The sequence below is a fragment of the Ktedonosporobacter rubrisoli genome (genome assembly GCF_004208415.1).
Lineage (GTDB): Bacteria > Chloroflexota > Ktedonobacteria > Ktedonobacterales > Ktedonobacteraceae > Ktedonosporobacter > Ktedonosporobacter rubrisoli.
The window spans coordinates 10,040,972-10,065,946 of sequence record NZ_CP035758.1 but is presented as its reverse complement, the minus strand read 5'-3'; the positions used below and the strand labels follow the sequence as shown (position 1 = coordinate 10,065,946).

At 52.0% G+C, this 24,975-nt stretch carries 20 protein-coding genes; 5 read left to right on the top strand and 15 right to left on the bottom strand.

The window, feature by feature from the left end:
* Nucleotides 1–13: 13 nt before the first annotated feature.
* Both EPA93_RS43100 and EPA93_RS43095 read right to left on the bottom strand, forming a co-directional pair.
* Complete coding sequence (locus EPA93_RS43100; protein ID WP_165423780.1) at nt 14–478, bottom strand: NUDIX hydrolase; 465 nt, start codon at nt 476–478, stop codon at nt 14–16.
* Nucleotides 462–1,370, bottom strand: coding sequence for an Mrp/NBP35 family ATP-binding protein (locus tag EPA93_RS43095; RefSeq protein WP_129893472.1), 909 nt, complete (start codon nt 1,368–1,370; stop codon nt 462–464). The genes EPA93_RS43100 and EPA93_RS43095 overlap by 17 nt, the downstream gene beginning before the upstream one ends.
* A 222-nt stretch (nt 1,371–1,592) precedes the next feature.
* On the opposite strand from EPA93_RS43095, the gene EPA93_RS43090 reads away from it, so the two are divergent.
* The 3 genes from EPA93_RS43090 (at nt 1,593) to EPA93_RS43080 (ending at nt 4,409) form a co-directional block, all read left to right on the top strand.
* Nucleotides 1,593–2,399: a Cof-type HAD-IIB family hydrolase gene (locus EPA93_RS43090; protein ID WP_129893471.1), complete on the top strand. Its 807-nt coding sequence runs from the start codon at nt 1,593–1,595 to the stop codon at nt 2,397–2,399.
* Nucleotides 2,400–2,637: 238 nt separating this feature from the next.
* On the top strand, nt 2,638–3,138 hold the full coding sequence (locus EPA93_RS43085; RefSeq protein ID WP_165423779.1) for a redoxin domain-containing protein: 501 nt from the start codon (nt 2,638–2,640) through the stop codon (nt 3,136–3,138).
* A gap of 41 nt (nt 3,139–3,179) precedes the next feature.
* Nucleotides 3,180–4,409 carry a trans-sulfuration enzyme family protein gene (locus EPA93_RS43080; protein ID WP_129893469.1) on the top strand — a complete coding sequence of 410 codons (1,230 nt, stop codon included), beginning with the start codon at nt 3,180–3,182 and terminating at the stop codon, nt 4,407–4,409.
* Nucleotides 4,410–4,520: 111 nt separating this feature from the next.
* On the opposite strand, the gene EPA93_RS43075 is transcribed toward EPA93_RS43080, so the two are convergent.
* Complete coding sequence (locus tag EPA93_RS43075) at nt 4,521–5,522, bottom strand: BON domain-containing protein (RefSeq protein WP_129893468.1); 1,002 nt, start codon at nt 5,520–5,522, stop codon at nt 4,521–4,523.
* A gap of 446 nt (nt 5,523–5,968) precedes the next feature.
* Between EPA93_RS43075 and EPA93_RS43070 the strand changes: the two genes are divergently transcribed.
* Entirely contained in the window at nt 5,969–6,574 is a 606-nt protein-coding gene (locus tag EPA93_RS43070; protein ID WP_129893467.1) for a hypothetical protein, read from the top strand.
* On the opposite strand, the gene EPA93_RS43065 is transcribed toward EPA93_RS43070, so the two are convergent.
* From EPA93_RS43065 to EPA93_RS43045, 5 genes are all read right to left on the bottom strand, one after another.
* A complete protein-coding gene (locus EPA93_RS43065; protein ID WP_129893466.1) occupies nt 6,571–7,953 on the bottom strand; it encodes a glycoside hydrolase family 1 protein in 1,383 nt (460 codons plus the stop codon). The two genes, EPA93_RS43070 and EPA93_RS43065, sit on opposite strands and share 4 nt — an antisense overlap.
* 201 nt (nt 7,954–8,154) lie before the next feature.
* The gene (locus EPA93_RS43060) at nt 8,155–10,563 is read right to left on the bottom strand and encodes an FAD-dependent oxidoreductase (protein ID WP_129893465.1); all 2,409 of its coding nucleotides are present in this window, start codon (nt 10,561–10,563) and stop codon (nt 8,155–8,157) included.
* A 28-nt stretch (nt 10,564–10,591) separates the two neighbouring features.
* Nucleotides 10,592–11,923 (bottom strand): complex I 51 kDa subunit family protein, encoded by a 1,332-nt coding sequence (locus EPA93_RS43055; RefSeq protein WP_129893464.1) that lies wholly within the window; start codon nt 11,921–11,923, stop codon nt 10,592–10,594.
* A complete protein-coding gene (locus EPA93_RS43050) occupies nt 11,916–12,656 on the bottom strand; it encodes a hypothetical protein (protein WP_129893463.1) in 741 nt (246 codons plus the stop codon). The genes EPA93_RS43055 and EPA93_RS43050 overlap by 8 nt, the downstream gene beginning before the upstream one ends.
* A 3-nt stretch (nt 12,657–12,659) precedes the next feature.
* Nucleotides 12,660–13,118, bottom strand: a complete 459-nt coding sequence (locus EPA93_RS43045) for an NADH-quinone oxidoreductase subunit B (RefSeq protein ID WP_207229702.1) — start codon at nt 13,116–13,118, stop codon at nt 12,660–12,662.
* A 570-nt stretch (nt 13,119–13,688) separates the two neighbouring features.
* Between EPA93_RS43045 and leuB the strand changes: the two genes are divergently transcribed.
* The gene (gene leuB, locus EPA93_RS43040) at nt 13,689–14,810 is read left to right on the top strand and encodes a 3-isopropylmalate dehydrogenase (RefSeq protein ID WP_129893461.1); all 1,122 of its coding nucleotides are present in this window, start codon (nt 13,689–13,691) and stop codon (nt 14,808–14,810) included.
* A gap of 2 nt (nt 14,811–14,812) precedes the next feature.
* Here leuB and EPA93_RS43035 read toward each other — a convergent pair whose 3' ends face one another.
* The 7 genes from EPA93_RS43035 to EPA93_RS43005 form a co-directional block, all read right to left on the bottom strand.
* The gene (locus EPA93_RS43035) at nt 14,813–15,031 is read right to left on the bottom strand and encodes a hypothetical protein (RefSeq protein WP_129893460.1); all 219 of its coding nucleotides are present in this window, start codon (nt 15,029–15,031) and stop codon (nt 14,813–14,815) included.
* 27 nt (nt 15,032–15,058) lie between these two features.
* Entirely contained in the window at nt 15,059–19,474 is a 4,416-nt protein-coding gene (locus tag EPA93_RS43030; RefSeq protein WP_165423778.1) for a hybrid sensor histidine kinase/response regulator, read from the bottom strand.
* Between the two features lie 302 nt (nt 19,475–19,776).
* Nucleotides 19,777–21,843, bottom strand: a complete 2,067-nt coding sequence (locus EPA93_RS43025) for a methyl-accepting chemotaxis protein (RefSeq protein WP_129893458.1) — start codon at nt 21,841–21,843, stop codon at nt 19,777–19,779.
* A 65-nt stretch (nt 21,844–21,908) separates the two neighbouring features.
* A complete protein-coding gene (locus EPA93_RS43020) occupies nt 21,909–22,526 on the bottom strand; it encodes a chemotaxis protein CheW (RefSeq protein WP_129893457.1) in 618 nt (205 codons plus the stop codon).
* An 85-nt stretch (nt 22,527–22,611) separates the two neighbouring features.
* Entirely contained in the window at nt 22,612–22,977 is a 366-nt protein-coding gene (locus EPA93_RS43015) for a response regulator transcription factor (RefSeq protein WP_129893456.1), read from the bottom strand.
* Nucleotides 22,978–23,107: 130 nt separating this feature from the next.
* Nucleotides 23,108–23,542 carry a response regulator gene (locus EPA93_RS43010; protein ID WP_129893455.1) on the bottom strand — a complete coding sequence of 145 codons (435 nt, stop codon included), beginning with the start codon at nt 23,540–23,542 and terminating at the stop codon, nt 23,108–23,110.
* On the bottom strand, nt 23,543–24,961 hold the full coding sequence (locus EPA93_RS43005; protein WP_129893454.1) for a DUF4388 domain-containing protein: 1,419 nt from the start codon (nt 24,959–24,961) through the stop codon (nt 23,543–23,545).
* Nucleotides 24,962–24,975 lie beyond the last annotated feature (14 nt).

The following is a 24,975-nucleotide window of genomic DNA, read 5'->3' as shown; positions in this document are numbered from 1 at the left end:
GGCAAAACCGATATCATGAGAGGTTAAGTGAATTATTTAAATAATCCTTGAGCATCTTTTCACAATCAAATGCCATATGCCCAAAAACTTCGCCAGGTTCGCGCCAGCAGGCCTCTCCTTCACCAGAGCTATGTTGGGTGCCTCCAATAATTTCACCTCTATACGCCAGCGAAACAGCTCTAAAACGCGGATCTCGTTTCAGCGCAGAATACACCCCTACAAATCCCGTAATCGAGACAACATAGCCGGTCTCTTCCTGTGCCTCGCGCAGTACGCAATGTTCCACTGTCTCCCGATAGCGTACAATTCCCCCTGGAATCGTATACCCAAGGCCATCAGAACGCTCAATCAAAAGAAATTTTCCATCTCGCTCAATAATTACGCAGGCGCTTAAAATAGGAGAAATCTGTCCTAATGTAAAAAGAGCAATAATCCGCAAAGCTATGCCAGCCAGTATTCCCTTAATCTTCTCTTTCATCCTCAGTTTGAGCCTTTTCCTCCGTATCTCCCTTTTCTTTTTCATCGGCAGCAGACACACGTTTCAGCCGCGCGGCTGAAGCTGCGACCTGCTCAGCAGCATCCACGAGAGCTTGCGCGACAGGAGATTCCGGCATACTTACAACTGCAGGGTATCCTTTATCGCTGTAGGCCGCAGCAGACGGATCAAGCGGTATTCGTCCTAGCAAAGGCAAATCATCGAGCTGAACACGAGCTTCCCTGCTCTGGGGAAAAATCTCTACCCTCTCGCCGCAATGTGGACACATAAAACCATCCATATTCTGAATCACACCAAGAACAGGAACATTTCCATTCTTAAACATCGTCAGGGCCTTCGAAGTATCAATGCGGGCGATATCCTGGGGTGTAGTGACCAATACAGCACCATCAAGCTGCACTTCCCGGCACAAAGTTGCCTGTGGCTCACTGGTTCCCGGAGGCAGATCGATGATCAAGTAATCAAGCTCTCCCCAGTTGACCGAATAGAGAAGCTGACGAATAAGTAAACCCAGCACATCTGGCATCGGCGCCACAGCCTGCTCCTCGCCAATAAAGAAACCGACAGACATCACCTTGACGCCGTAGCGCAGAAGCGGCTGCAATTTCTTCTCAGGGGCAATTTCTTTTCGCTCTGCCAGTGGTAAGACGGCACCCGTCCCCTGGCTGGCTGCGCGTTTGCGCACGCCCAACATCAAAGGTATACTCGGGCCATAGGCATCTCCATCGAGCAGACCCACGCTCGCCCCCCTTTGGGCCAGAGCCACAGCCAGATTCACGCTCACAGTTGATTTGCCTACGCCCCCTTTCCCGCTCCCAACCACGAATACTGTATTCACATAATCCAAACGTGCTCTCTGCGTATGTTCCACCATATTACTCTCCCTATAACTCAGACTAACAAACCCCCATGGTATGCTGTCTAGTATAAGAACATTATAGGCGTTTGACAAGCTTTCGGGTTTAGTTTATACATCTCACGTACATACCTCTTAAGGATTCTGTTACCTTGCCATGACAAGTAAGCCGCGCATATACTAAATACGAAACTGAACTATAGAAATACTGACTGTCTTTTAAAAGGAGCGCTTCTTTCCATGTATCGTCTACTCGCTATAGATCTCGATGGAACCTTACTTACCCCCGAACATAAAATCACACCACGCAACTTTGCAGCTGTAAGCAAAGCGGTTGAGGCCGGCATGACTATCGTCGTAGCCACGGGCCAGACCCTCAATGTATTGCGAGCAGTCTGCGCGGAGCTTCCACTCAACGCGCCCCAAATTGTCTATAATGGGGCGATGATCGCTGATATCCACAGCGGGGTTGTCCTGCACGAGCACCTTGTTCCAGAAGAGCTTATTTTACCGACGCTGGCAGTCATGCGTGAAGCAGGGCTCTATCGTGTTTACCATACCCATCAGCATGTCTTCGTCGACCAAAATACGCCTAACGCCCGTAACTGGTACCGTCCTCCCGCACCCCCAGCCCTGGAGGTAACTGATGTCGCATCGCTATATCCACGACCTTGTATTAAGCTAGTTGGGGTGGGAGCGGCTGAGACGCTGCGCCAGAAACGTATAGAGCTCGAACAACGCCTGGCAGGGCAGCTTTATGTAACGCAGGCTTCGAGCGAACTCCTGGAATTTATGCATCCCGTTGTCTCTAAAGGCTATGCGCTTGGCATTATCGCCAATATTTTAGGCATTGCGCCCGAAGAGATCGTCGCGATCGGGGATAATCACAATGATATTGGCATGCTACGCTTTGCCGGGCTGGGTATTGCCATGGGGAATGCCTCAAACGAAGTGAAGGCTGAAGCAGATTACGTGACGCTCCCTAATGCCGAAGACGGCGTTGCTGCGGCAATCGAGGAAAAGGTTTTGCCTCTCCTGGAGAAATAGCAACCCGGAGCCCAGCAGATTGCTGACCGCAAGCACGCGGCATCATTGCAGAACGTCTGTTAAGGACGGGCATTGCCCGATCTCATCCTGTGACGGCCCTGAGCAGACACCCAAATTCAGGCTGTATAATAAGGGCATGCATCACTTTTAATAGAGAGTGCAGCAGCCTGATAATGTCCATAGGCATTATCCAATGAAAGCGATAAGAACAAGCACGCCTGCAGTATCTGGAGGATATATGTTCAATCCATTACAATCAGCCTATCCACGGCTTGAAAAAGACCAGACTATCCCGGCTTTTTCGCTTCCCGGCGCCGATGGCATGCCCCATAGCCCGTGGGATTACAAACAGCGCGAGCATCTTGTTTTGCTCTTCACACGTAGCGCTACAAACAGCGAGGAACGCGGATTTTTACGTGCTTTCGCCCATGATTTTAAAGCTTTCCGTGAGGAAGAATGTGCCATCCTGGCCATCACTGCAGATCCTGTAATCACAAATTTACAGGCACAGGAAACGTTGCAACTGCCTTTTCCGCTCCTTGCTGATCCTCAAGGAGAGGTTATTGCACGCTACACCTACTGGGAGAGTGAAACGCATGCTCTCGCTCCTTGCATCATCCTGGCCAGTCGCTACGGCGCTCTTTATGCCCAGTGGGTTGCGGAAAGTGAAGCAAAGTTGCCTCCAATTACGGAGTTGCTAGCATCGCTGCAGTATCTTAACAGATTGTGTACGCCTTAGCTCTTTGAAAAAGCACATTACCAGTGCCACCGAGGTTTATCATGACAGAACGCGATCACGCATCATCACCCTTACACATCGATACCCAACTTGTGCATGGCAGCCGACACCACGGAGCCACTGCCAGCGTCGGGACCCCCACGGTCCCACCTATTTATGCCAGCACTACCTATTTACATAGCAGCACAGAAGCCCTGGACCAGGCCTTCAACGGAACCACCCCCGAGGGCGAGGCCGCCTTTGTGTATGCTCGTCAGGGTAATTTAAGCGCTAATGCATTTGAAGAAGCGCTAAACAGGGTTGAGGGGGGCATTGGCACAATCTCTTTTAGCTCAGGTATGGCGGCTATCCATGCGGCACTTATGGCGGCTGGCCTTGCCCCAGGAGCCAAAATTGTAGCTTCGCAAGACCTTTATGGCGCCAGCATTAGCCTGTTACAAAAGGTCTTCATACCCATTGGCGTTCAAGTGATATTGCGTGATCTCTGCACACCAGATGCAGCAGACTTTATCCGTGAGGAAGAACCCGATGTCATCTTTATAGAAACGATCTCCAATCCACTGACCCGGATTATCGACCTTGATGCGATCAGCGCCGCGGCCCGTGAAGTAGAGGCCATTACGCTGGTTGATAGCACTTTCACAACACCTTATCTGCTCAGACCGATTGAGCATGGTATCGATCTTGTTATACATAGCACGACAAAATATATCAGCGGTCATGGAGATAGTACCGGGGGTGCTGTTACCAGCGCTAAGCGGGTCTTACTCGACCAATTGCGCAACTATGCCAACCTACTGGGCGCTATGCTCAGCCCGTTTGATGCCCATCTCATGACGCGCGGATTACGGACGCTGGCCCTACGTATGGAACGGCACTGCAGCAATGCCTTACAAGTTGCCCATTTTCTGGCGCAGCACCCGGCAGTGACGCGGGTCTACTATCCAGGCTTACCTCAGCATCCACAGCATGCCCTTGCCAACAAGCTGCTGGGAGATGGGCGCTACGGCGGCTTGCTTTCCTTTGATCTCAAAGAGCAATCGCGACAAGCAGTCTATTGCTTTATGGATAGCCTGCAGCTCTGTCTGCCAGCCACGACATTAGGAGACGTCTTCTCGCTAGTAACCTATCCGCCAGTCTCTTCCCACCGCACCTTAACCGAGCAAGAGCGCCGCAATCTAGGCATTAGCGAGGGCTGTATCAGGCTTTCGGTAGGTATCGAAAATATTGAGGATATCATTAACGATCTAGATCAAGCCCTGCGCCAATAAGCGCGCTTTAGCTGGTATCGCGCATTCTCAGAAGACACGAAATCGAAGGCCTGGCACTACTAAACAAGCTATCTAATACTGCCAGACCTTCGATCTTTGTTCAAGGATTTATTACTTTGTGTGTCTGATATATTTACCTGGCACAATATCATCAGCTTCGCCGCCAGCGGCAGACGACATTACGCGCAGCATGTCAGCCTTAGGATCAACCACAAGATCATTGGTCACAGCCTGTACACCGGCAAATTTACTTGCAATTTCCCCAGCAGCTTCCTTCTGTTGCCCATTGTGCACGGCCCCGCTCAAGCGCACAACACCAAGGCGCGGATAGACCCCAATAGGTAGCTCACGTGTTCGCGGATCACGAGAAAGCGCCATAGCCAGATCACCAGCGAGCTTGTCATCTCCCACGAGACGATTTTTAATCTCTAGCAGACCCTGTACGCCCATGGCCTGATCCTGTACCATATCGCCCCGCAGCGAGCTAGAAATATTCCCATCCAGGTACAGCACGCTATCCAGTACGCGCACGCGCATTCCCTTAAAATCCACATGCAGTGGCGTAAGATCAAAAAGAATCTCTTCTACCTCCCTTTGCAGTTCGGCATCCGAGCGATAGGGGGGAAGCGTCTGCAGCGCCGCATCAGGCAGAGAAAAGGCTATCTGCCCCCGCTCCAGCCTCGTTATATGTGCACCCAGCAATAAGGTATCCTGACCAGCGTGCAAACCACGGGCCACAATATATGCAAGCTCATCGTTATCGGGATGCACTCCCACAAGGAGCAATGTTCCTCTAGCGCTACCATTATCCTGCCGCACCGCGCTCCTGCCATCAAATAAGGCTCCCGTTGGCTCTGAAGCGCTGGCCTTTGCTAATTCATCGAGCGTTATACCCAGTCTCACAGCTTCGCTAGAGGCATCGACAATCTGCTCGACAGCCAGATATACGGTCTTCCCGAAGATACGCCCTTGCTTCACACCCACATGAGTCAAACGCGAGGTAGCGGAATCAAAACACACATGTGTTAGCACACCATCTTCACCATCAGAGCAAAATACTTTGCTACCAAAGCGAAATTTGTGCATCTCAGAAATTGACGTTGCCTTATCCATCTCTTATTTATCACCCTATTTTTATGATAGCTTTAAGGATCTAGTTTAACGATATTACTATATCCCGCTACAGAGTGTAGCACGTCGCGCTTATACGTGACAAGCTATCTATCAAGTACTAACTTCTTTCTCCGCCCCAAAGCTTCATTCCCTCGCAGAGAGCTGTAGTAGTAGGTATATGGGGTATGGTTATTGCACATATTTTAGCCTTATCATGCTCTCTTTCTGGCTTCGATCCTTCCCTCGTCCACGTCAGTACAAGTAATCATAGAGCACAGCCAGCGGCGGGCGTCGCTCTATGCTTTCGCTTAAAGCGAGACGAAGAGCTAGCTATCCTCGAAAAGACAGACTATACTGTACGCAGAAGCCTTGAACTACGCGCAGGCCTTGATAAAACCATAGGACATCTATAGCACGGGGAAGCAGCCAGGAAAGGTACATTTAGCATGGAAGAAGCACTTCTTTCCTACGAAAATGCCAGAGCATGCGCTCAGCAAGCATTACAAATCTGCTTGCGGGGCGATCTACATGATGCAAATGCCTTACTCCTGCGGACATATACCGCGCTACGGCGGCTCAGCGGAGAACTTTCAATTGTCCAACATGGCACGGCTCAAGCCCCTTTCACTACGCGCTCATTTGCCGAAGCTCAAGCCTGGGGCTGGTTTGAGATCGCTTCAGGCATTTATCAACTGCAACAAAATTATCCGGGAGCCAGTCTTGTTCATTTTAAGAAAGCCTGGCGGATCTGGCGCTTTTGGGATACTTGCACAACTGAGAAGCAGCAGCAACTTGAAGCAGCCCGCGAGCGCATCCGAGCGAGCTTCTGGCTAGGCGAGGCCTGGTCCCGAACTAGCAGCGATCGCGCCGCACGCGCAGCGCAGGCCATCCTTAACACAGCCCTTACTACGGCCAGGCGCATTGGAGCCCACGATATTCTTCAGGAGACGCTTCAGCAACAACAGCTCTTACCACCTGCTTTCCCTGGCACGCCTGCTTACAAGACCGCTGGCCCTGTATCCCCCTATATCTGCCAGTTTATGACGCCTTAAACGATCAGTTGGCGCGGCGTTCCTCCTGCCGCACCAAAGATAGCCTCAGCTGCTTCAGGAGCATAGCGCTCAACAATCTCTTCGGTGATAGCATTCGCGCGACAAATCTCTCCAAACATGCTGGCACTGCGCCGCGGCGTGCGTACTTGAGTACGAGGGTCCATCTCGATCAAGCCAAAACGTACATACCAGCCGTTGTTCCATTCAAAATTGTCTACAAGCGTCCAATGGAAATACCCACCCACTGGAATTCCTTCTTGAATAGCTTGATGCACCATCACCAGATGCTCAAGTATAGCACGCGGCCGTCGATCATCAAGGACATCGCTAAAACCATTTTCGGTAATAAAGATTGGCTTATTTCCCCGCGCCCGCCTATACACATTCTTCAATACCTGATACAGCCCTTCTGGATAAATCTCTCCAAAACTATCATCTATCCCCGGGTCGTTATGTGCTGCACCAGGACGTAAGAAGCGGTGCCCGAACATCTCTGAGGGCATGCCCGGATCAAAGCGCACCATTTCGCGGGTATAATAATTCACCCCATGATAATCTCTGGCTCCTGCGGCTTTGCTTAGCGGCCCCAGAAATAGATTGGCCGGAAAAGGAAAGGAACCACTCTCGGCAGCCTGCAAGATCCCCCAGTTAAAGAAGGTATTATGAAGCTCTGCGGTGCTACGATCCAGCGGAGAGAGAGGATTGGCCGGATCAAACAGACGGTAATGCAGGCAATAGCCAATTTGCGCTCTCGGCTGGATGCGGCGGATAGCATAAAACGCTTCTATATGGGCCTGCAGGAGATTGTGCAACACATAAAAGGTCTTGCGCATGTCCTGTTCAGCAGGAGGAAATGTGCCCAGCAAATAGCCTTCTACCGCGTAGACATTCGGCTCATTTATGGTCACCCAGAAATCGCAAAGATCAGTCAGGCCCTCAACCACATAGCGCACGTAACGAATAAAGTAGCGAATATTGCTTTCTTCGGCAAAACCGCCTCGCTCAACAAACCAGAGCGGTTCAGTAAAATGGTGCAAGGTCACAACTGGTTTCATCCCGCGCCGCTGCAGATCTTTCAGCATAGCACGATAACGCTCTAGCGCCGCACTATCCCAACGTCCCTCCGTTGGTTCGATCCGGCTCCACTCAAGGCTCAGGCGCAACGCGCTGTTCTCCATCTGTTCCGCCAACTCAAAATCTTTTTCAGCAGCCTGCCACCAGTTAGCTGCCTTCCCACATACATCCCCACTCAGAATACGCCCCTGTTGCTCCCAGCGATACCACTGATTATTCGTATTGTCCCCTTCGCACTGATGGGATGAAGACGCCGTGCCCCATAAAAAACCTTCAGGGAAGCGTAAAGCGCGCTGCTGTACCATACCAAACAAGCCTTTCCAAGCACCATAAGATCTAGCTAGTAGATGAACGTTACTGCCCTTAAACTCTCTTCAAGAACGGCTACCTGTTTTCGAGTCTATTTACAGTATAGTATACATCATCTTCGCCTGGAGCCCTTTAGACGCCAACAAAAAAGGCCAAAGCCTCGAATGAGACTCCAGCCTCTAAGTTTTTGTCAGGTGCTACTCGCGAATGCCACGAGCGGGCAATGGGCGAACCAATGGGCTCATTACCGGCAAGCTCTTCTTGCTACGTGGCAAGCGCTGGCGCACCAGGTAATCGGGGGCATTGGCCAGATCATCCTTCTCCAGAGTCACATCATCGCCAAAGCGATTGAAGAAGGAAAGCTCAAAGTTAGGCGTCTCACCCAGAGCGCCGTGAGGACAGACCTCAACACAATCGCCGCAGAAGATACAGCGATCAAGGGCGAAGGCGTAGCGGGCCAGGTAACGTTCAGCCATCATCAGCGAGCCGGTCGGACATACCTGAACGCAGGCGCCGCAGGAAACGCAGTCAGTATCATGCAAGCTTACATTGAACGGCGTCGAGACGATCGTATCAAAGCCCTTACCGAACATACCGTAACAATCTGGCCCGATGACGTCATGGCAGACACGCACACACTGCGTGCAGTTAATGCACTTATTGGGGTCGCGCAGAATAAAGCTGTGCGAGACATCTACCTCATAATCGTGATAATCGCTGGGCTCGCCGTCGTGGAAGCGATTATCAGCCAGGCCATGCTCGATACTGTATTTCTGCAGATCGCATTGACCAGCCGCCGGACAGGCACATTGTAAGCAGCGGGCAGCCTCACGCTCAGCCTGTTCCTGGATATAGCCCATTTCAATGAGCCTGAAGTTGCGCTTACGCTCTTCATAAGGAAGCATGGGCATCTTCACCTTTGGCTCAACTGGCTTATACGGGACAATATCGAAGAGATCAGGCTTGCGCTCTTCCAGTTCCAGACGACGCGCAACCTCGCTCATTTCCTCACCCATCAAGAAGGCATGGATAGAGCGCGCACCAAGTTTACCCTGTGCTACGCACTCGATAATCGTCTTGGCTCCCATCTGACAGTCACCACCGGCAAAGACAGCCTGGCGATCCGTCATATAGTTATGCGGGTTAGTCTGAATAGTCTTCCACTTCGTCCACTTCACGCCAGATTTCTCGTCAAGTACTTTTGTGTCCACAGCCTGACCAATGGCCGGGATCACCGTATCGCATCCCACGACGAACTCAGAGCCAGGAATGGGGACAGGGCGACGACGACCACTAGCGTCGGGCTCGCCAAGTTTGTTCTTCACAAACTCGACACCCGTTGCCTTACCATTCTCAGTAACGATGCGCGTCTGACTGACAAAGAGCTGTAGATCCGTGCCTTCGGCCTCACCGTCCTCAACTTCTTCCATCGTCGCGCCCATTTCGCCGCGACCACGACGATACATCGTATGCACTTTGGCGCCAAGACGCAGCGAAGTACGCGTGCAGTCAAATGCGGTAAAACCACCACCGATAACGACGACTTCCTTGGAATCGTCGACCGGTACGGGCTTGCCTTCTACCTTCTCACCAAGGTAAGCAATCGCGTTCACCACGCCCTCGGCCTCCTCACCAGGCACGCGCAACGCGTTACTGGTCCAGCAGCCTATGGCCAGATAGACGGCATCAAAGCCCTGAGCGAAAAGATCATCAATAGTGAAATCGGTACCCAGCTTGACGTTAGTCTGCAGATCAACGCCCAGATCCCAGACATGATCGATCTCGCGATCCATCATATCCTTCTGCAGGCGGTACTCAGGAATGCCATAGCGCAGCATGCCACCCGGCTGGGGTTGCATATCGAATACCTTGCAATAGTGGCCGCGCAGCGCGAGATAATAGGCACAGGATAGACCAGCAGGACCCGCACCAACAACGGCCACGCGTTTCCCGGTAGCTGGATCTTTGACATAAGGGGTGGGAGGCTCTAGCAGACATGTCTCAGCAGCGTGGCCGTGCATACGACATATAGCGATCTCCTCATCGACAAGGCCGCGGCGGCAAGCCTTCTGACAGGGCGCCGGGCAGGTCAGACCCAGAATAAAGGGGAAGGGCAGCACTTCCTTAACCAGGCGTGCGGCCTCTTTCATCGAGCCCTTAGCAATGAGCTCCAAATATCCTGGAATGTCGATGTGCGTAGGACAGTCTATCTGACAGGGAGGCTGGCAATAAGCATTATGGTCGGAGAGCATCATTTCAAGATTCGTGCGCCGAATATGGAAGAGCTCATCTGAGTTTGTTGTCACGACCATACCGGGAGTCGCTGCCGTGTTGCACGAAGGCAGCGGCCGGTCTACGCCCTCGATATGCACAAGGCACATACGACAGGCCGAAGTCGGCTCAAGCTTTTCATCATTACACAGATTAGGGATATCGCTAATCCCGTTATCTTCTGCTACGCTCAGGATGGTCTGGCCCTCGTAGGCCTGCATTACTTTGCCATCGACGGTGATCGTGAAGCTGGGATGACCCACCTCATTGCGCACCATCGGCTCTTTAGGCTCCTGAACTGTGAGCGAGAAATTATCGCGGATTGATATAGCCATCTTCTTTTCCGAAGCTCCTAAAACTCAATTATGGCAAGACATGCTTCGTCACAAAACGATGCGCGCGCACAGGCACACAGGTACCCGTTGGGCATTGTAATTCTTGAATATGCATAGTGAAATGTTCGGGCCAGTAGCGTTTAGCCGTCTTAAGAGAGTTGGGAGCCTGCACGCCAAAGCCACATAGCGAGCCATTGGGCACATACTCTGCGAACTCATCAAGAACCTCTAGATCACCATTGACACCCAGATCGCTTACAATCCCTTCAAGAATGCCCGCAATGCGCTTCACACCCAGACGGCATGGAACACATTTACCACATGATTCCTTGCTGAGATAACGGTTCCGCTCCAGGGCCCAGGCAACCATACAGGTGTTAATGGGGAGCAGTTCAATAACGCTAGATCCCACGATAGTACCTGCATTCTCAAGCGGATCGAAATCATATGGCGTATCCAATAACGAAGTAGGCAGAGCACCACCTTCAGCGCCACCCACAACCACTGCGCGCACTTCATTATCCGCGTGGCTCAAACCTGCATGTGTTAAAATATCGCGAAGCGTGGTTCCAAAGGGGACCTCAACAACGGCTGGCTTACTCTCAGGAGCATAGTCATAGACGGTCAGGACCTTTGTTCCCCCAGTTATAGAGGTACCCACCTTACTAAAGGCAGAAGCGCCATCGCGCACAATCAGCGGCACATTGGCCAGGGTCTCAATATTGTTGATGGCCGTTGGCTTATCCCACAAACCATACTGCGCCGGATACGGAGGACGCTGCTCCGGCATGCCTCGCCGCCCCTTAATTAGAGCTATTTGAACAGTCTCTTCACCGCCCATAAAGCCCATATCGACTCCCAGCACGCTGATATTACAGCTATAATCAGTGCCAAGGATATCGCGACCAACAAGGTTAGCCTCCACAGCCTCTTGCAGAGCCGCACGTACTGTCTCAACTCCCTCACGATAGAGGCTACGGGTGAAGAGATAGGCCTCAGAAGCTCCCACAGCATAGGCCGCCAGGACAATGCCTTCAATGACCTGATGGGGATTGTGCTCTAGCAATGAGCGTGCAAGCAGCGAACGGCTATCCGCGTCGTAGGCGTTACAGATGACATATTTTTGATTATCTTCAGCCTGACGCACAATACGCCACTTTTCGCCGGTGAGGCGACCGGCTCCGCCTCTCCCCCGCAATTTCGCATCAACTACTTGCTGGATAACCTGCTCAGGGCTTTGCTCGCGAATAGCTTTTTCTAGCGCAGCATAGCCACCAGCGCTACGATAGGCGGAGAGCTCACGTACATCGGGATCATCTTGCAGGCGCAAGACACGATAAGTTTTCTTGAAATCAGGCATTTGGCTGCCTCACATGATGAATATTTCCCCACACTCCACGCTTGTCAGGAGCCAGTCCGCGCTCGGGCTGATCGTCACGCGTAATCCCCTTCACGGCTGGGGCGGGCTTGAATTTGGGACTCATGGTAGCGATTCCAAAGACATCGCTAAGATCCACGCCACGCGCCTGCACAACACGCTTGGCGGCTTTTAAGGGAAGATAGCCGTAGATATCCATGATCTCATCCAGGAGCGCCGGTAAGTCGCCAGCTTCTTGCGACCACGTTGCCAGCAACGTATCAACCTTACTCAGATCAATCTCTGGCTCTAGATGGTCCTTGACAGGCATGGCCACGCACGGTGCCACCGGCCTGTTAAAGTACTCCACGGCATATTCGGAGATACGTGTCTTATAAAAGCCCGCTTTGGGCGAGCCTGACGCCGGTGTAAGCTTACGCGGCGTAAATTTTTCTGCCCCTTCGCGAATATAGGATTGATACCAGGGGCGTTCTTTCCACTCGTTGAGTGGCTCATATTCAATGGTAATCGCACGTGGGGGGCAGGCCTTTTCGCAGAGAAGGCATGCTTCGCACTTCAGATTAAATTCGGTCTTTAACCCTTCTTCGGCGATCAACTGGATTAAGCCACGGCTCCGTGCTGGCAGCCGTGGCTTTTCGTAAGGATAGAGCCTGGTGACCTTAGGGCGAAAGAGATGGCTAAAGGTCAGGCCCATACCTTCGAGAATACCACGCATACACTACACCTCTATTTCCTTCTCACCACGCACTTTAAGACCTTGTTTGGCTATTTTCTCACGTAATTTGAGAATACCTTCAATCAATGCTTCAGGGCGAGGTGGGCACCCAGGTACATAGACATCAACGGGCACAATGGTATCCACACCCTGGACCGTATAATAGCTATCATAAAATTCTCCACCAGAGTTCGCACATTGCCCCATACTGATAACCCATTTAGGCTCTGGCATTTGCTCCCACAGAAGGCGGAGACGCGGCCCCATTTTTATGGATACTGTCCCTGCGACAATCATTAAGTCTGCCTGGCGCGGGCTTGAACGGAATACCTCTGAACCAAAGCGTGACAGATCATAATGAGCCTGAGCCGAAGCCATCATTTCAATAGCACAACAGGCAAGGCCATATCCCAATGGCCATACAGACTTCGAGCGCGCCCAGTTCTGAGCCCACTGCAGCATATCAGCCAGACTTGTCAGCTGCACCGGTAATTCCTGATCTCCTGGGATATATTCCTGGGGACCAGTCGCCATAACAATTGGCACTGGCTTGCGTCGAGCAGTTGCTCCCGACGTTTTCCCATTTTGATTTATTTCGCTGCTCATAACTTAATTACTCCTAATGCACAGGTTTTAGCAGCACCTATTGCTTGGTTTTGAAAATTGCAGGATTTTATAAGATAAGTTTGGAAGCGACTTATTCGACACTCCACCGTTGCCCCTATTATAGCACGAAGCATCCAGTAGTGCCACTAAGCGATAAGCCTCTCACACGGCTCTACAGTTTGCAAAAGCGCACTAGCAAAGGACACGAGAGCACAATCGCTGGTCGCTTGGCCTTCAGCCCAGACCTGAGCGACTCAGAGCCGCTCTTCCCACTTCTTAACCACTCACTTCGCGCAAAACACTGGCCCGACAAAGCCTTGCCTGCCCTTCGATAGCGAAATAGTGGAGAAGAAAGAGTTGTCTTCCTGACGTTAAACGCGTATCATTAAAAGCGAACTAGCATATCACTGTCAAAGGAGCAATGTTTTGGGAAACTATACAATTACAGTTTTGCCTGGCGACGGCATCGGACGAGAAGTCACCGATCAGGCAGTACGCGTCTTACAAGCAATTGCCTCTCGCTATGGCCATTCGTTCACTTTTCATCATGCCTTAGTCGGTGGCGCCGCTATCGAGGCCGAGGGTGATGCCATCTCCGACGCAACTATGGAGCAATGCCAGCGCAGCGATGCGATCTTATTTGGCGCTGTCGGTGTTCCCACCAAGCCTGGAACCAATCAACAGATTAAGCCTGAGCGTTCCCTCTTCAGGCTACGCAAAGGGCTGGAGTTCTTTGCTAATCTGCGCCCGGTTCGCCCATTCAAAGCATTACTCAATGCCTCCAGCATTAAGCCCGAAGTCCTGCAGGGAACAGACTTGATAGTTGTGCGCGAGCTCACCGGTGGACTTTACTATGGCCATATGGAGCCAGGCATTCCGGGTAAGCCCAGTGAAATTCGCGAAACTGACAAGGGCTATGAAGCTATCGACACGCTCCTCTATACAGAGGGTGAGATAGAGCGAATCGTGCGCACGGCCTTTGATATCGCCCGTGGACGCCAGAAGAAAGTTACCTCCGTAGATAAAGCCAATGTGCTCAGCTCATCGGTACTCTGGCGTCGCGTCGTAGACCGCGTGGCTGCCGATTACCCCGACATTGCCACTGAGCATCTTCTCGTAGATGCCTGTGCTATGCATCTCATTCGTCGCCCCAGCAATTTTGACGTGATTGTAACTGAAAATCTCTTTGGTGATATTCTTACCGACGAAGCCTCAATGCTGGCCAGTTCCATGGGCATGCTACCTTCGGCCAGTCTCGGCACGCGCAAAACTGAGCATGGGATCTTTGGCCTTTACGAGCCAATTCATGGCTCAGCACCGGATATCGCCGGCCAGGACAAAGCCAACCCTATCGCCGCCATCCTCTCCGCCGCTATGCTATTACGCCACTCGCTGAGTCTGCCGCGCGAAGCCGAGGCGGTCGAGGCGGCCGTGGAGGCTTGCATTAACGAGGGCTATCGCACCGAAGACATACAGGAGGAAGGCAAAAAGAAAGTTGGGACACAGGAGATGGGACAGCGGATAGCCGCTGCAGTTAGCCAGGCCTGAGCCTAACCCATCATAGGTTTGGGGCAGTGGCCCAGAGCATGGAGTTTTTTCTGGGCCACGGCTAATTGTTCTAGTAATGCGGTTTTCTCGCTCTCGGGAGCATCGCCGCCATTCTCGCTCTCGGCAACAGCCGGGGCCAGCTTAGCTTCCAACTGTGCGATCTCATTAAGAATAGACTGGCGCTGTACGTACCAGCGCGTCACTGCACGTTCAACCCCCATATGCTCGCTTCTCCCGCTTCTATACCACTAACGAACAGGCGCTCCGTAGACTAACGAGCTCAGCGTATTCAACAGGTTTTCATCCTGATAGGGCTTTACAACGTAGGCGCTAGCTCCAAGCTGCATAGCACGCTGCTGGTGTTTGGCAGCAGCACGCGAGGTAAGCACCACAAGTGGCAATGTACGATATTGCTCCTGGGCCCGTACCGTTGCGATAAGCTCATAGCCATCCATACGCGGCATCTCTATATCCAGCAGAACCGCAGCCGGCGTCTCGTAAGAGATCATTTCTAGAGCTTCCACGCCATCGCGTGCTGTCTGCACTTCCCAGCCATTCTGCTTCAATGTATTGCCCACAACGCGGCGCACGCTCGGGCTATCATCCACGACAAGGATGTGTTTGCCGCGTTCGGGTACGGCAGGCGACGCTCCTGGCCTCATACCAGTCGGGCCCGGTTTAGGCACGGCCACATCGATGCTCTGGCGCATCAGACCCTGTGGGGTGCCTGCGGCTCCAGCCTCTCGACGTACGGGACTTGAAACGTTGGTAACAACCTTAGAGCGAGTCGCCAGCAATTCGCTCAGTTCAAGGATCAGCACAACGCGTCCGTTACCAAGCACTGTACCACCCGCTATGCCATGCACATGGCGCAGATGCGGACCGAGATTCTTCATTACAATATCGAACTTACCCTTGATCTCGTCAACTACCAAAGCCATATGGTTCCCGTTAGCATTAACCAGGAGCAAGGGAGCCTTATCGTCAAGCATACTCACCGGCAACGAGAGATATTGGGCCAGCATCTGCAGAGGATAATGCACATTCTGTACAAGTATAGAAGGCTGGCCGGCCAATGTTGAGCGTTTAAAGTTATCAAGGCGTCCGATCGTCTCCACGCTCACAGTGGGTATGGCAAACTGCTGCTGCCCCACGCGTACCATCATCGCGCTTTGGATCGCCAGGCTGGTGGGGAACTTCATAGTAAAGGCAGTTCCCTGACCTGGCATCGTCTCAACGACAAGCGTTCCACGCAGACGAGACACGCTATCGCGCACAACATCCAGACCGACACCGCGCCCACTCTCTTCGCTGAGCACCTCTGCTGTCGAGAAGCCCGGGCGGAAGATAAGCTCGATCAAGTCACTTTCGCTCAAAGCTTGCTTAGGCGTAATTAATCCTCGCGCGATGGCCGAGTTGCGCACATGCTCCGGATCGATTCCGGTACCATCGTCGCGCACAGTAATCACTACCTGATTGCCCTCATATGAGGCCGAAAGCTTGATCTGACCTACCGGTGATTTGCCTTTTTGGATACGGACCTCGGGCGTCTCAAGCGCGTGGTTAACAGCATTACGCATGAGATGCAATAAGGGCCCGGCAATCTCTTCATAAACTGTACGATCGACTTCCGTCTCTTCGCCCTCTAGCACAAAGTCAAATTCTTTGCGCTGCTTTAGAGCTACAGCGCGGGCCGCGCGATAGAGCCGGGGAGCCATAGTTGTCAGGGGCACCAGGCGAACCTTCATCAGGCGATCCTGGAAGGTGGTGCTGAGACGATTTTCGCGGGCAAAAATATTTTCGCATTCGCGAATAACCGCTTCCATCTCGGCACTCAAGGTTGCCATATCAGATATACCTTCGCTCAAACCACGAGCGAGCTGGTGGAATTCAGTGTAGCGATCGAGCTCTAGCTCATCAAATTCTTCAAGGTGCGCAGGTGCCTGCCTATTCCCATTCTCAGTTCCATTGGCCTCAAAGGTTGGCGTAAGATTTCCCTCGCCGGGCATCACCTGGATAGAACGTCCGCTGGGCAACATAGCGACTTCAAAACGGCTCTCCAGCTTCTGGCCAACGTCACGCAGACGATTACTACTCACCACAACATCAGCAACCAGGCGAACCAGGCGCTGGATGCGTTCCTCCAACACGCTACGGTTAACGAGCTGCTCACCAAACAAATTAACCAGCTCGTCTAATTTCTGCAGACGTACGCGTACAGTTAAATCGCCGCGCGAGGGACGCTGAGTATTAGCAGCATCGTCGGCTTCGCCATCAGCGATAACGTCCTTGACAAGGGATGCATCAGGGACAACATCCTCTGCCACATCGGCATCAACATCGATATCATCCTCTGCCGAGGGATGCGACGTACCCTGTTCGCCCAACAATTCGGTATAGCGAATACGCAGCGCCTGAACCCTTGCCTCATCGGCACTGGTATTAGAGCCTCGCCCGTTAATCAATACATCAAGCGTCTCAGCCGTATCCAGGATAAGGCTAAGCACTGCAGGCGAGATGGAGGTGGTTCCCTCCATGATGCTATCAAGGAGATCTTCAGAGATATGGCTGAGATCAGCAATAGCCCTGAATCCCATCATACCAGCCGCCCCCTTGAGCGTATGGGTAGCCCGGCGAATGCCCTGAATCAGTTCGCGATTCGTGGGAGCTTTTTCCAGGGCGGCCACATGCATACTAATTGTCTGCAAGTGTTCCTCGGCTTCCTGCCGGAAAATCTCCGCAGTCTCCTCACCCAGATCATTAGCAAACGATGATGTGGAAGCCGGCTTCACTTCAGGAGCAGGCTTCGGCTGAGGAGGTAAAGCTGGCTGAGCTGGAGGCGTCGATGTAGACGGAGATGTCGATACATAGCCTATCGTTTCACGCGCATGATCAGCAAAATTAGTAGTAGTGGGCGCCGCCGGCGGCTGTCCTTGCAAGGTAGGGGTCTCACCACCACCGCTAACCGCGATTTGCTGTAAAAACTCCTGGCGAACCTGGATCTCTATCTCATTGCGCAAGCGGGCCTCTAAATCCCTGATGGTCTCTTCGTTGGCCGATCCCGACACCCGCTCACGCAACTGCTTTTGAGCCTCAAACTCCTGGCGGACCTCGTTACGTATCTGTTGCTCAAGCTCTGCACGCGCCGCAAGCGTGGTAGGTCGCGCCTCATATTCCTGGCGAAGCTCTTCGCGCAGTTCTGCTTCTACCTCTTTACGTAAAGCGGCCAGATCTCCCTGGCGCTCGAAAGTGACGCGCTCCCGCAGCATTTCCGGATCGCGTGAGACCTGCACCTCCCAGGGAGACCAGGTAGCCTCTTGAGGGCGAGCAGGCGCGGCCTGAATATCACGAAAAGCTGTAGCGAAGGAATCTATGGAGATATGTAACTGCTGGAAAACTGCTTGCATTTGCTCATCGGTCATCTCAACGCCATTAGCGATCTGCTTGAGCAAATCAAGCACTTTCTTCAGCTTACTATTCGCCACCCACATAACCGAGAGCGGTAGATAGCGGCGCACCTTTTCAGGGCTATTGCGCAGATTTAAACCCATCGCCTGGCCGGCCCAGATCTCCATCCGGTCCAGTGCATCCTTAGAGCCATCCAAGAATCCCTTAAACTCGCTGCGCTGCTTCTCGATAACCGAGACAGCCGAGCGTAGCTGAGCAAGAGCATTCTTTAAGGACGCAGCCTGGTTCTCTAAGGTCTGCGCTTCTGAATGCAGCTCGTCATAAGCAACGGGAAGGATAGGCGCCTTTACTTCGGGAATAGAAGGCGGCAAAACAGCTGGCACATATCTCTCGTTCTCAGGTGTATAAAACGTATCTGAGGAAAACTGAATGTCCGCAGCTGGCTGGACTACATTCTCGGTGACTTCCTGGACAGTAGGGCTTTCGTAAGATACAGGGCTTCCATTAGGCGAGTTCTCAGCTGGTGAGAACTGCCGCGTCGAAGCAACCAGCTCATCCAGAGCACTTGGCGCCTCATCCACAACTTTAGCTGGCACTTCTAGCTCAGGCTGAACGGGCAAGTGATTAAGCTCATCAAAGCGAGCTACGGGAGCTGGCTCTTCCGGCCAGCCAAGCTCCTCGCCCGGCATGACTGATGGAGCGCGGAAAGAAGCTAATACCTCATCAAATGATGGCATTGTAGACGATGGGGGCTCTGGTATATCAAAAGCCTGGAACGCCGTAGAGGCCGGGGCAGCCTTCTCCTGGGCCTGAAATTCCTCATCAGCGCTAACAACATCAGCTTCACTTTGTGCGGAAGGCTCCCGCATGGCACTATACTGAGCATAGTCGGCATTATCTTCTGCAAGCACGGACTCTTCATCGACCCCAGTGCGGATACCCCCCACGAGCAGATGCAAGCGATTGAGCGAACGACGCAAAAGGCCCAGTATGGGATCATCGAGCGCCGTTAAACCATCGCGTGCATCATTCAAGATGTCTTCCATCCCATGAGCTATATGAGCAAGCCCGGGGAAATCCATCATAGAAGCGGCACCGCCAATCGTATGCGAGAGACGGTAAGTTTCTTCAAGGGCATCCATGTCGCCAGGTGACAGTGCCAGACGCTCCAGATTCGTCTCAATTTCCGGCAAATAACTATTCACCTCTTCGATAAACGAATCGAGAACTGATAGTTTATCAAACGTATTCGACATGTTGCGCATACCCACTTAACTATCTTAGTGTCACTTGCACATACAGAGAGCGATGTAACACCAGCTTGCTAATAACCAAACTAACACCATATGCAAGTTTTTGCCGCCTATGGCAGCCGAAAAGCAAGAAGGCTGTGGGCAAACTACTTGCCCACGGCGTAATCAGCTAGATTGTGGTGCGTCCGCTAAATCGCGGCTCACCTACTATCTATCTTGGACAGGAATAACTCTCCTAACATGAATACTACTCAATAGGGAGAGAGTATTCCCATCCACAAAATTTGCACATCGCGTTAACTAAATTACCCATTATTCTGGAAGGGCATCTGATCCTGGTTGAACGGCGGCTGACCCTGTTGCTGTTGCTGATTACTCGGCCAGCGTGGGGGAAGCTGCTGTCCCTGCTGAGGTTGCGGCAACAATCCAGCATTTGGATTAGCAGTCTGCGCTCCCGGCATATTATTCGGGAAGAACTGATTCTGGCCACTAAATCCCGGCAACGAGCCGAATTGCTGCTGCCCCCCACCAAAGGCATTGTTTCCAAAGCTCTGTGGATTCTCGAAACTCCCTCTCTCAGCAAATTCTATCTGATTGCCAAATGGCGACTGCTGAGCTCCTCCCAGACTTGGGGGATTTCCAAAGGCTTGCTGCGCACCAAAGCCGGGTTGCGAAGCGAACGACTGCTGGCCATTGGATATGGGTTGGCCTCCCAGCGATTGCTGTCCTCCCAGAGAAGCAGGATGATTAAAATCCTGAAAATTATTCAGCGAATTCTGGCCAGGACGCGAAGACAAGGCCACAAGCGAACCCGTATTACCCGGCTCGGGTAGAGGCGGGAAGTTCCCCGAGAAATTCTGTTCCCACTCGTTCTCCATCCCCGATCCCAAAGGGGGCTGCAAGAGACCCTGAGGCCCACCGTTATTAGGCAGCTCGGTGATCGAAGCCATGTTGGGGAAAGAGCCAAGTCCCTCACCACTGCGCTCGGGCAGGCGGAAGGTAGACACCGAAGCGCGCAACTGCTCAGAAAGCTCGGCCAGATAACTCACGCTTACCGCTGCTTCCTGTGTGCCAGCATCGGTCTGGCGCGTAATCTCAGAGATACGGCCCATCGCAATAGCCACGGCCTCAGAGACTGAAGTCTGCTCATTAGCGGCACGGGCAATACCTTCGATCATCTTGGCCTGCCGTTCCACAGCGCTATAAATGGAGTTCAGGGAGCGTCCAGCTTCATCAGCCAGTTGCGAACCTTTCACCACTTCCTGCGTGCTATCTTCCATAGCGACAACAGCTTCATACGTATCGCCCTGGATACTCTTGATCAGCGTCGCAATACGCTTTGTCGACTCGGTAGAACGTTCTGCCAGAAGACGGATTTCATCGGCCACGACAGCGAACCCTCGTCCATGCTCGCCAGCCATTGCCGACTGAATAGCAGCGTTAAGAGCAAGCAAGTTCGTCTGATCTGCAATGTCTTCGATGATACGCACGATTTCGCCGATCTCATTAGAGCGCTCACCCAGGCGCTTAATCTTCTTAGAGGTCTCCTGCACATTCTCGCGGATGAGCATCATACCATCAATCGTCTGACGCACAGATTGCTGGCCACTAGTTGCGTTGCGCAAGGCTTCCTGCGCGGCCTCAGCGCTTGACTGAGCGTTACGCGCAACGTTCTGGATAAAGACTGCCAGCGCTTCCACGGCCTCGGTTGTCTGAGAAATTTCTGTCACCTGCGCCTCAGAAGCCTGGGCTAGCTCAGCTGAGCGGTCGAGAATGCGTCGCGTCGCGTTAGTAACCTGCACAGCCGTTGACTGCACACGTCCTACGACTTTTGCCAACTCTTCAATCATATAATTAAACGAGTCAGCCAATACACCTAACGTATCAGGCGTCACTTCAGCCTGAACGCGCAGATCACCATCACCAACCGCGCTAACTTCCTGCAAGAGTTTCTCAATCTGAGCTTGCAATGCTGCAGCATCGCTGCCGCCTGCTCCCAGTGAGGCATTCGTCGAGCTCCCCTGGTTGTCAAGAAGAGAGTTGAGCGACATTGAAAGCATGGCAAAATCATCGTCGCCATTGACCACGGCTCGAACAGTATGGTCTCCCCCTGCGTATTCGCGGCAGACGTCCACAAGCCCCAGAATTCGATCCTTAATCCTACGCTGCACAAAATAATTCACGATAAGTACGCCTAGTAACACAATGATCGCAAATGCTACAATCACCAGTACCAGGGTTGCAGCCTGCAGTCTAAGCGATGCAAAGCCAAGCAAAGCAAAGGAAAGAACAGGAATAGCAGTAGAAGCAATGAGCCCTATCTGCATTAGCGCATCAACTGTCATCCCGCTTTTATTGCGATCAGGATTCATCCGCCAGACCTCCTGTTGATAAAAAATCTCTATTAGTTCAAACGACCTTATCTGGCCATCAAATATTATCCCAGGGCCTCATAGCGCTGCATTTTTTCAGAGAAAAGTAGACGTGCCGCATCCAGCAACACCAACACTCGGTTCGCATGCAACGCGCAGCCAGCAGCGTAGGAGAGCGCCCATTGTGGAATATTAGCCTGGCGAGCATTTACAGGAACGATAGTGGCAGGAGAGATAGGCATCATTTCGCTAACACTATCTACTACCAAGCAAATCACCATCTCATTATATTGCAATGATAACAAACGCGCACGCGAGGTATAGGAAAGTTGCTCCAGATCCAGGAACATACGCAGATCTACAACTGACACGATCGATCCTCGCAAATTAATTACCCCTTTTACCCAGGATACCACGTTGGGCACGGGCGTAAGGTCCACGAGGCGCTCCACCGCTTGGACTTGCTCTGCTTTAACGGCAAGCTCACAACCTGCTAATGAGAAGACAAGATATTGTTCACCAACCACTGCTGGCTGGTTTTCGTTGACGGAGCCATCAGCACGGGGCAGCCCCCTTTGCGCTAGCTGCATTTGCAATGCGGCTACCGAAGGGGACTGTGTTCCTAATTGTTGGATCGCGGCGAGTGCGTCACGCTGCAACATTCTTAGATCTTCGCTGGACACAACATTACTCCCAAATCAGGCAAAATATCTAAGTGCCTTTATACCACATTACAGATCGCCTTGACCTGCTACCTACGACGCTCTATTATACAAGGCTACGCACACTCGCAACTAATTCTTCACTCTTGAAAGGCTTCGTAAGGTAGAGATCGGCGCCCTGCCTGAGCCCCCACGCCTTATCTAATGGAGTACTCTTACTTGATAACAAAATTATCGGAATATGTCTACTAAACTCTGAATTTTTAAATTTTCGACATAACTGAAAACCATTCTGCTTAGGTAAGACAACATCAAGAACGATACACTGCGGCCGTTCTTTGAAGACCTTCTCGACAGCCTCATCACCATCAACGGCTGTCACCACTTCAAAACCGCTCTTGCGCAGTGGGGCCACAATCATAGTTAACTCAGTCCAGCTATCATCCACAACAAGTATTTTTTGCCCTGGCATCCAATTATAACCTTTCCGAAACGAGCCACACCAGTGCGATGGGAGATAAAGGCTATCCCACTGACAAATTTGTACCTGAAAACATTACATGCATTGAAACGCTTCAGGGCCAATTTTTTATATAACCGCTTTAGCCTCGGTAGCGCAGGCGAGGTCGCATACCTTCCTGATGGGCTGCAGGTATACGCTCTTGCCAGTTGGCAAGGTGCTTCTTTACGGTCTGTACCAGCTCAACAGAGTCAAAGGGCTTCGTCAGATACTCAGTTGATCCGGCCAACCGCCCACGCATCTTGTCAAACAAACCGTCCTTCCCACTGAGCATAATAATGGGAATTTGTCGAAACTGCAAGTTTTTACGTATTATCTGGCAAATATGGTACCCATCCATGCGTGGCAATTGAATATCCAGAAGGATAACTGCAGGCATCTCATCCGCGACCGAGGTAAGAGCGCTCAGGCCATCACTAGCAGTGATTACTCTGATATGCTCCCGCTGCAAAGTCATTTGCACAATTTTGCGTACAGTAGGACTATCATCCACAACTAGCACTGTTGGTACAGCCATCTAGATTGACCTCCTTCGCGTTTCAGGGGACCAGAACTCCCCGCTGTTCTCGGGGGAACCATTCCAATTTTGTACTATGCCAATGGGTGGTGATTGCATGGGTTGCTGGGCAAAAGTCTCTCGGCCTCGCGATAATTGCGCATTGCGATGCGCACGATAGACCTGATACTGTTGGATCTCGCGATCAATTTCGGAAAGGAAAATTTTCCACGCCACATTCAGTTGACGCCCTGTATGCGAGTTCCCTACTTCATCTCGCAACAGTTCGTTAAAGATATATCTCAGGAAAGCAATCAAGCCCTGAACCGCTTCCCAGTAGAACTCTTCCAGTTGCTCGCCCCTGACAACTTTATTGAGCGTGAGGATATCCTCGCAATTCAGTTGCCCGTAGGCAAATTTCGTTGTATCTAGAATAGGATATTGCTGAGTCGCCAACATCCTAAAATGCCTGGCAAAGCGCTGCTCAAGGTAGCGCACAATATCAATAGAGGGCACATGGCCACGTCCACGCAGGCTCTTTGCGTACTGGCCATGGTGGTTTAACAGGCCATTAATACATTCGGAAAGGGTGGTAATCAAACCGAGCAGGTGCTGCTCAGGATTAGCCGATTGGCGCCTTTGGGCCAGCGTATGTTGACATTTAATAATGATATTGGATAGATCGCGCTGCAACTCCGTCTCCAGAGCGGTATCCACGACCTCAATGAGCCTTAGCTCCAGGAGCTTTGCCATCAGGCGAGCAACACGAGCCTCGGGCATCATGAGCACAAGCGCAATAGCCTGGAGGGGAATCTCGCCATTGGAGAGGCAAAGGACTTCAATACCCTCCTTACTCAGGCCCAGGCTACCTACATCTCTTGTCACCTCGGGCTGCCAACGAGCCACCGTGGTACGCGCAAGATGCATTACATCTTCTGCAGCAACTTCTTCCCATTCATCGGCCTGGCGCAGAGCCTCAAGCAAAACTGAATCGACGTCAAGCGGCTGCATCTTGCTGTCAATCGGGACCATTTGACGATGAAAGGCAAAGCGTCCATTTACCCAGCGCAGAGCATGGCTAATTGACTGCGTGACGGCAAACTCAAGCCGACTTTGCATCTCGTCAGCACTCATCCAGCCTCGCTCAACTAACATCATTAAGGCGACTTCAGTATTACCCTGGGCGAGCTCGCGAATCATCTGCCAGCGCGGAGGGTCCAGCTTGTTGATCAGGCAAAACATACCCAGCAAATCTGGCTGGGGTACCCCCTCCTCATGCAATCCCACAATTTGCCCTTTGCGCAGGCTAATAGATATGGTCTCCGGGCCTGAAGATACAAATAACTTTCCTGTCTTTCCACTCAGCGCGAGCATTTTTAAGATGGATTGGAGTCCTAATGTCTGTAGATCCCCATCCATAATGCGATCTTGCTGCTCCATCGTTTCTCAGTTCC

Coding starts and splice junctions, on each gene's coding strand:
- EPA93_RS43100 (WP_165423780.1), bottom strand. CDS start 478: ATGAAAGAGAAGATTAAGGGAATACTGGCTGGCATAGCTTTGCGGATT.
- EPA93_RS43095 (WP_129893472.1), bottom strand. CDS start 1,370: ATGGTGGAACATACGCAGAGAGCACGTTTGGATTATGTGAATACAGTA.
- EPA93_RS43090 (WP_129893471.1), top strand. CDS start 1,593: ATGTATCGTCTACTCGCTATAGATCTCGATGGAACCTTACTTACCCCC.
- EPA93_RS43085 (WP_165423779.1), top strand. CDS start 2,638: ATGTTCAATCCATTACAATCAGCCTATCCACGGCTTGAAAAAGACCAG.
- EPA93_RS43080 (WP_129893469.1), top strand. CDS start 3,180: ATGACAGAACGCGATCACGCATCATCACCCTTACACATCGATACCCAA.
- EPA93_RS43075 (WP_129893468.1), bottom strand. CDS start 5,522: ATGGATAAGGCAACGTCAATTTCTGAGATGCACAAATTTCGCTTTGGT.
- EPA93_RS43070 (WP_129893467.1), top strand. CDS start 5,969: ATGGAAGAAGCACTTCTTTCCTACGAAAATGCCAGAGCATGCGCTCAG.
- EPA93_RS43065 (WP_129893466.1), bottom strand. CDS start 7,953: ATGGTACAGCAGCGCGCTTTACGCTTCCCTGAAGGTTTTTTATGGGGC.
- EPA93_RS43060 (WP_129893465.1), bottom strand. CDS start 10,563: ATGGCTATATCAATCCGCGATAATTTCTCGCTCACAGTTCAGGAGCCT.
- EPA93_RS43055 (WP_129893464.1), bottom strand. CDS start 11,923: ATGCCTGATTTCAAGAAAACTTATCGTGTCTTGCGCCTGCAAGATGAT.
- EPA93_RS43050 (WP_129893463.1), bottom strand. CDS start 12,656: ATGCGTGGTATTCTCGAAGGTATGGGCCTGACCTTTAGCCATCTCTTT.
- EPA93_RS43045 (WP_207229702.1), bottom strand. CDS start 13,118: ATGCTGCAGTGGGCTCAGAACTGGGCGCGCTCGAAGTCTGTATGGCCA.
- EPA93_RS43035 (WP_129893460.1), bottom strand. CDS start 15,031: ATGGGGGTTGAACGTGCAGTGACGCGCTGGTACGTACAGCGCCAGTCT.
- EPA93_RS43030 (WP_165423778.1), bottom strand. CDS start 19,474: ATGTCGAATACGTTTGATAAACTATCAGTTCTCGATTCGTTTATCGAA.
- EPA93_RS43025 (WP_129893458.1), bottom strand. CDS start 21,843: ATGAATCCTGATCGCAATAAAAGCGGGATGACAGTTGATGCGCTAATG.
- EPA93_RS43015 (WP_129893456.1), bottom strand. CDS start 22,977: ATGCCAGGGCAAAAAATACTTGTTGTGGATGATAGCTGGACTGAGTTA.
- EPA93_RS43010 (WP_129893455.1), bottom strand. CDS start 23,542: ATGGCTGTACCAACAGTGCTAGTTGTGGATGATAGTCCTACTGTACGC.
- EPA93_RS43005 (WP_129893454.1), bottom strand. CDS start 24,961: ATGGAGCAGCAAGATCGCATTATGGATGGGGATCTACAGACATTAGGA.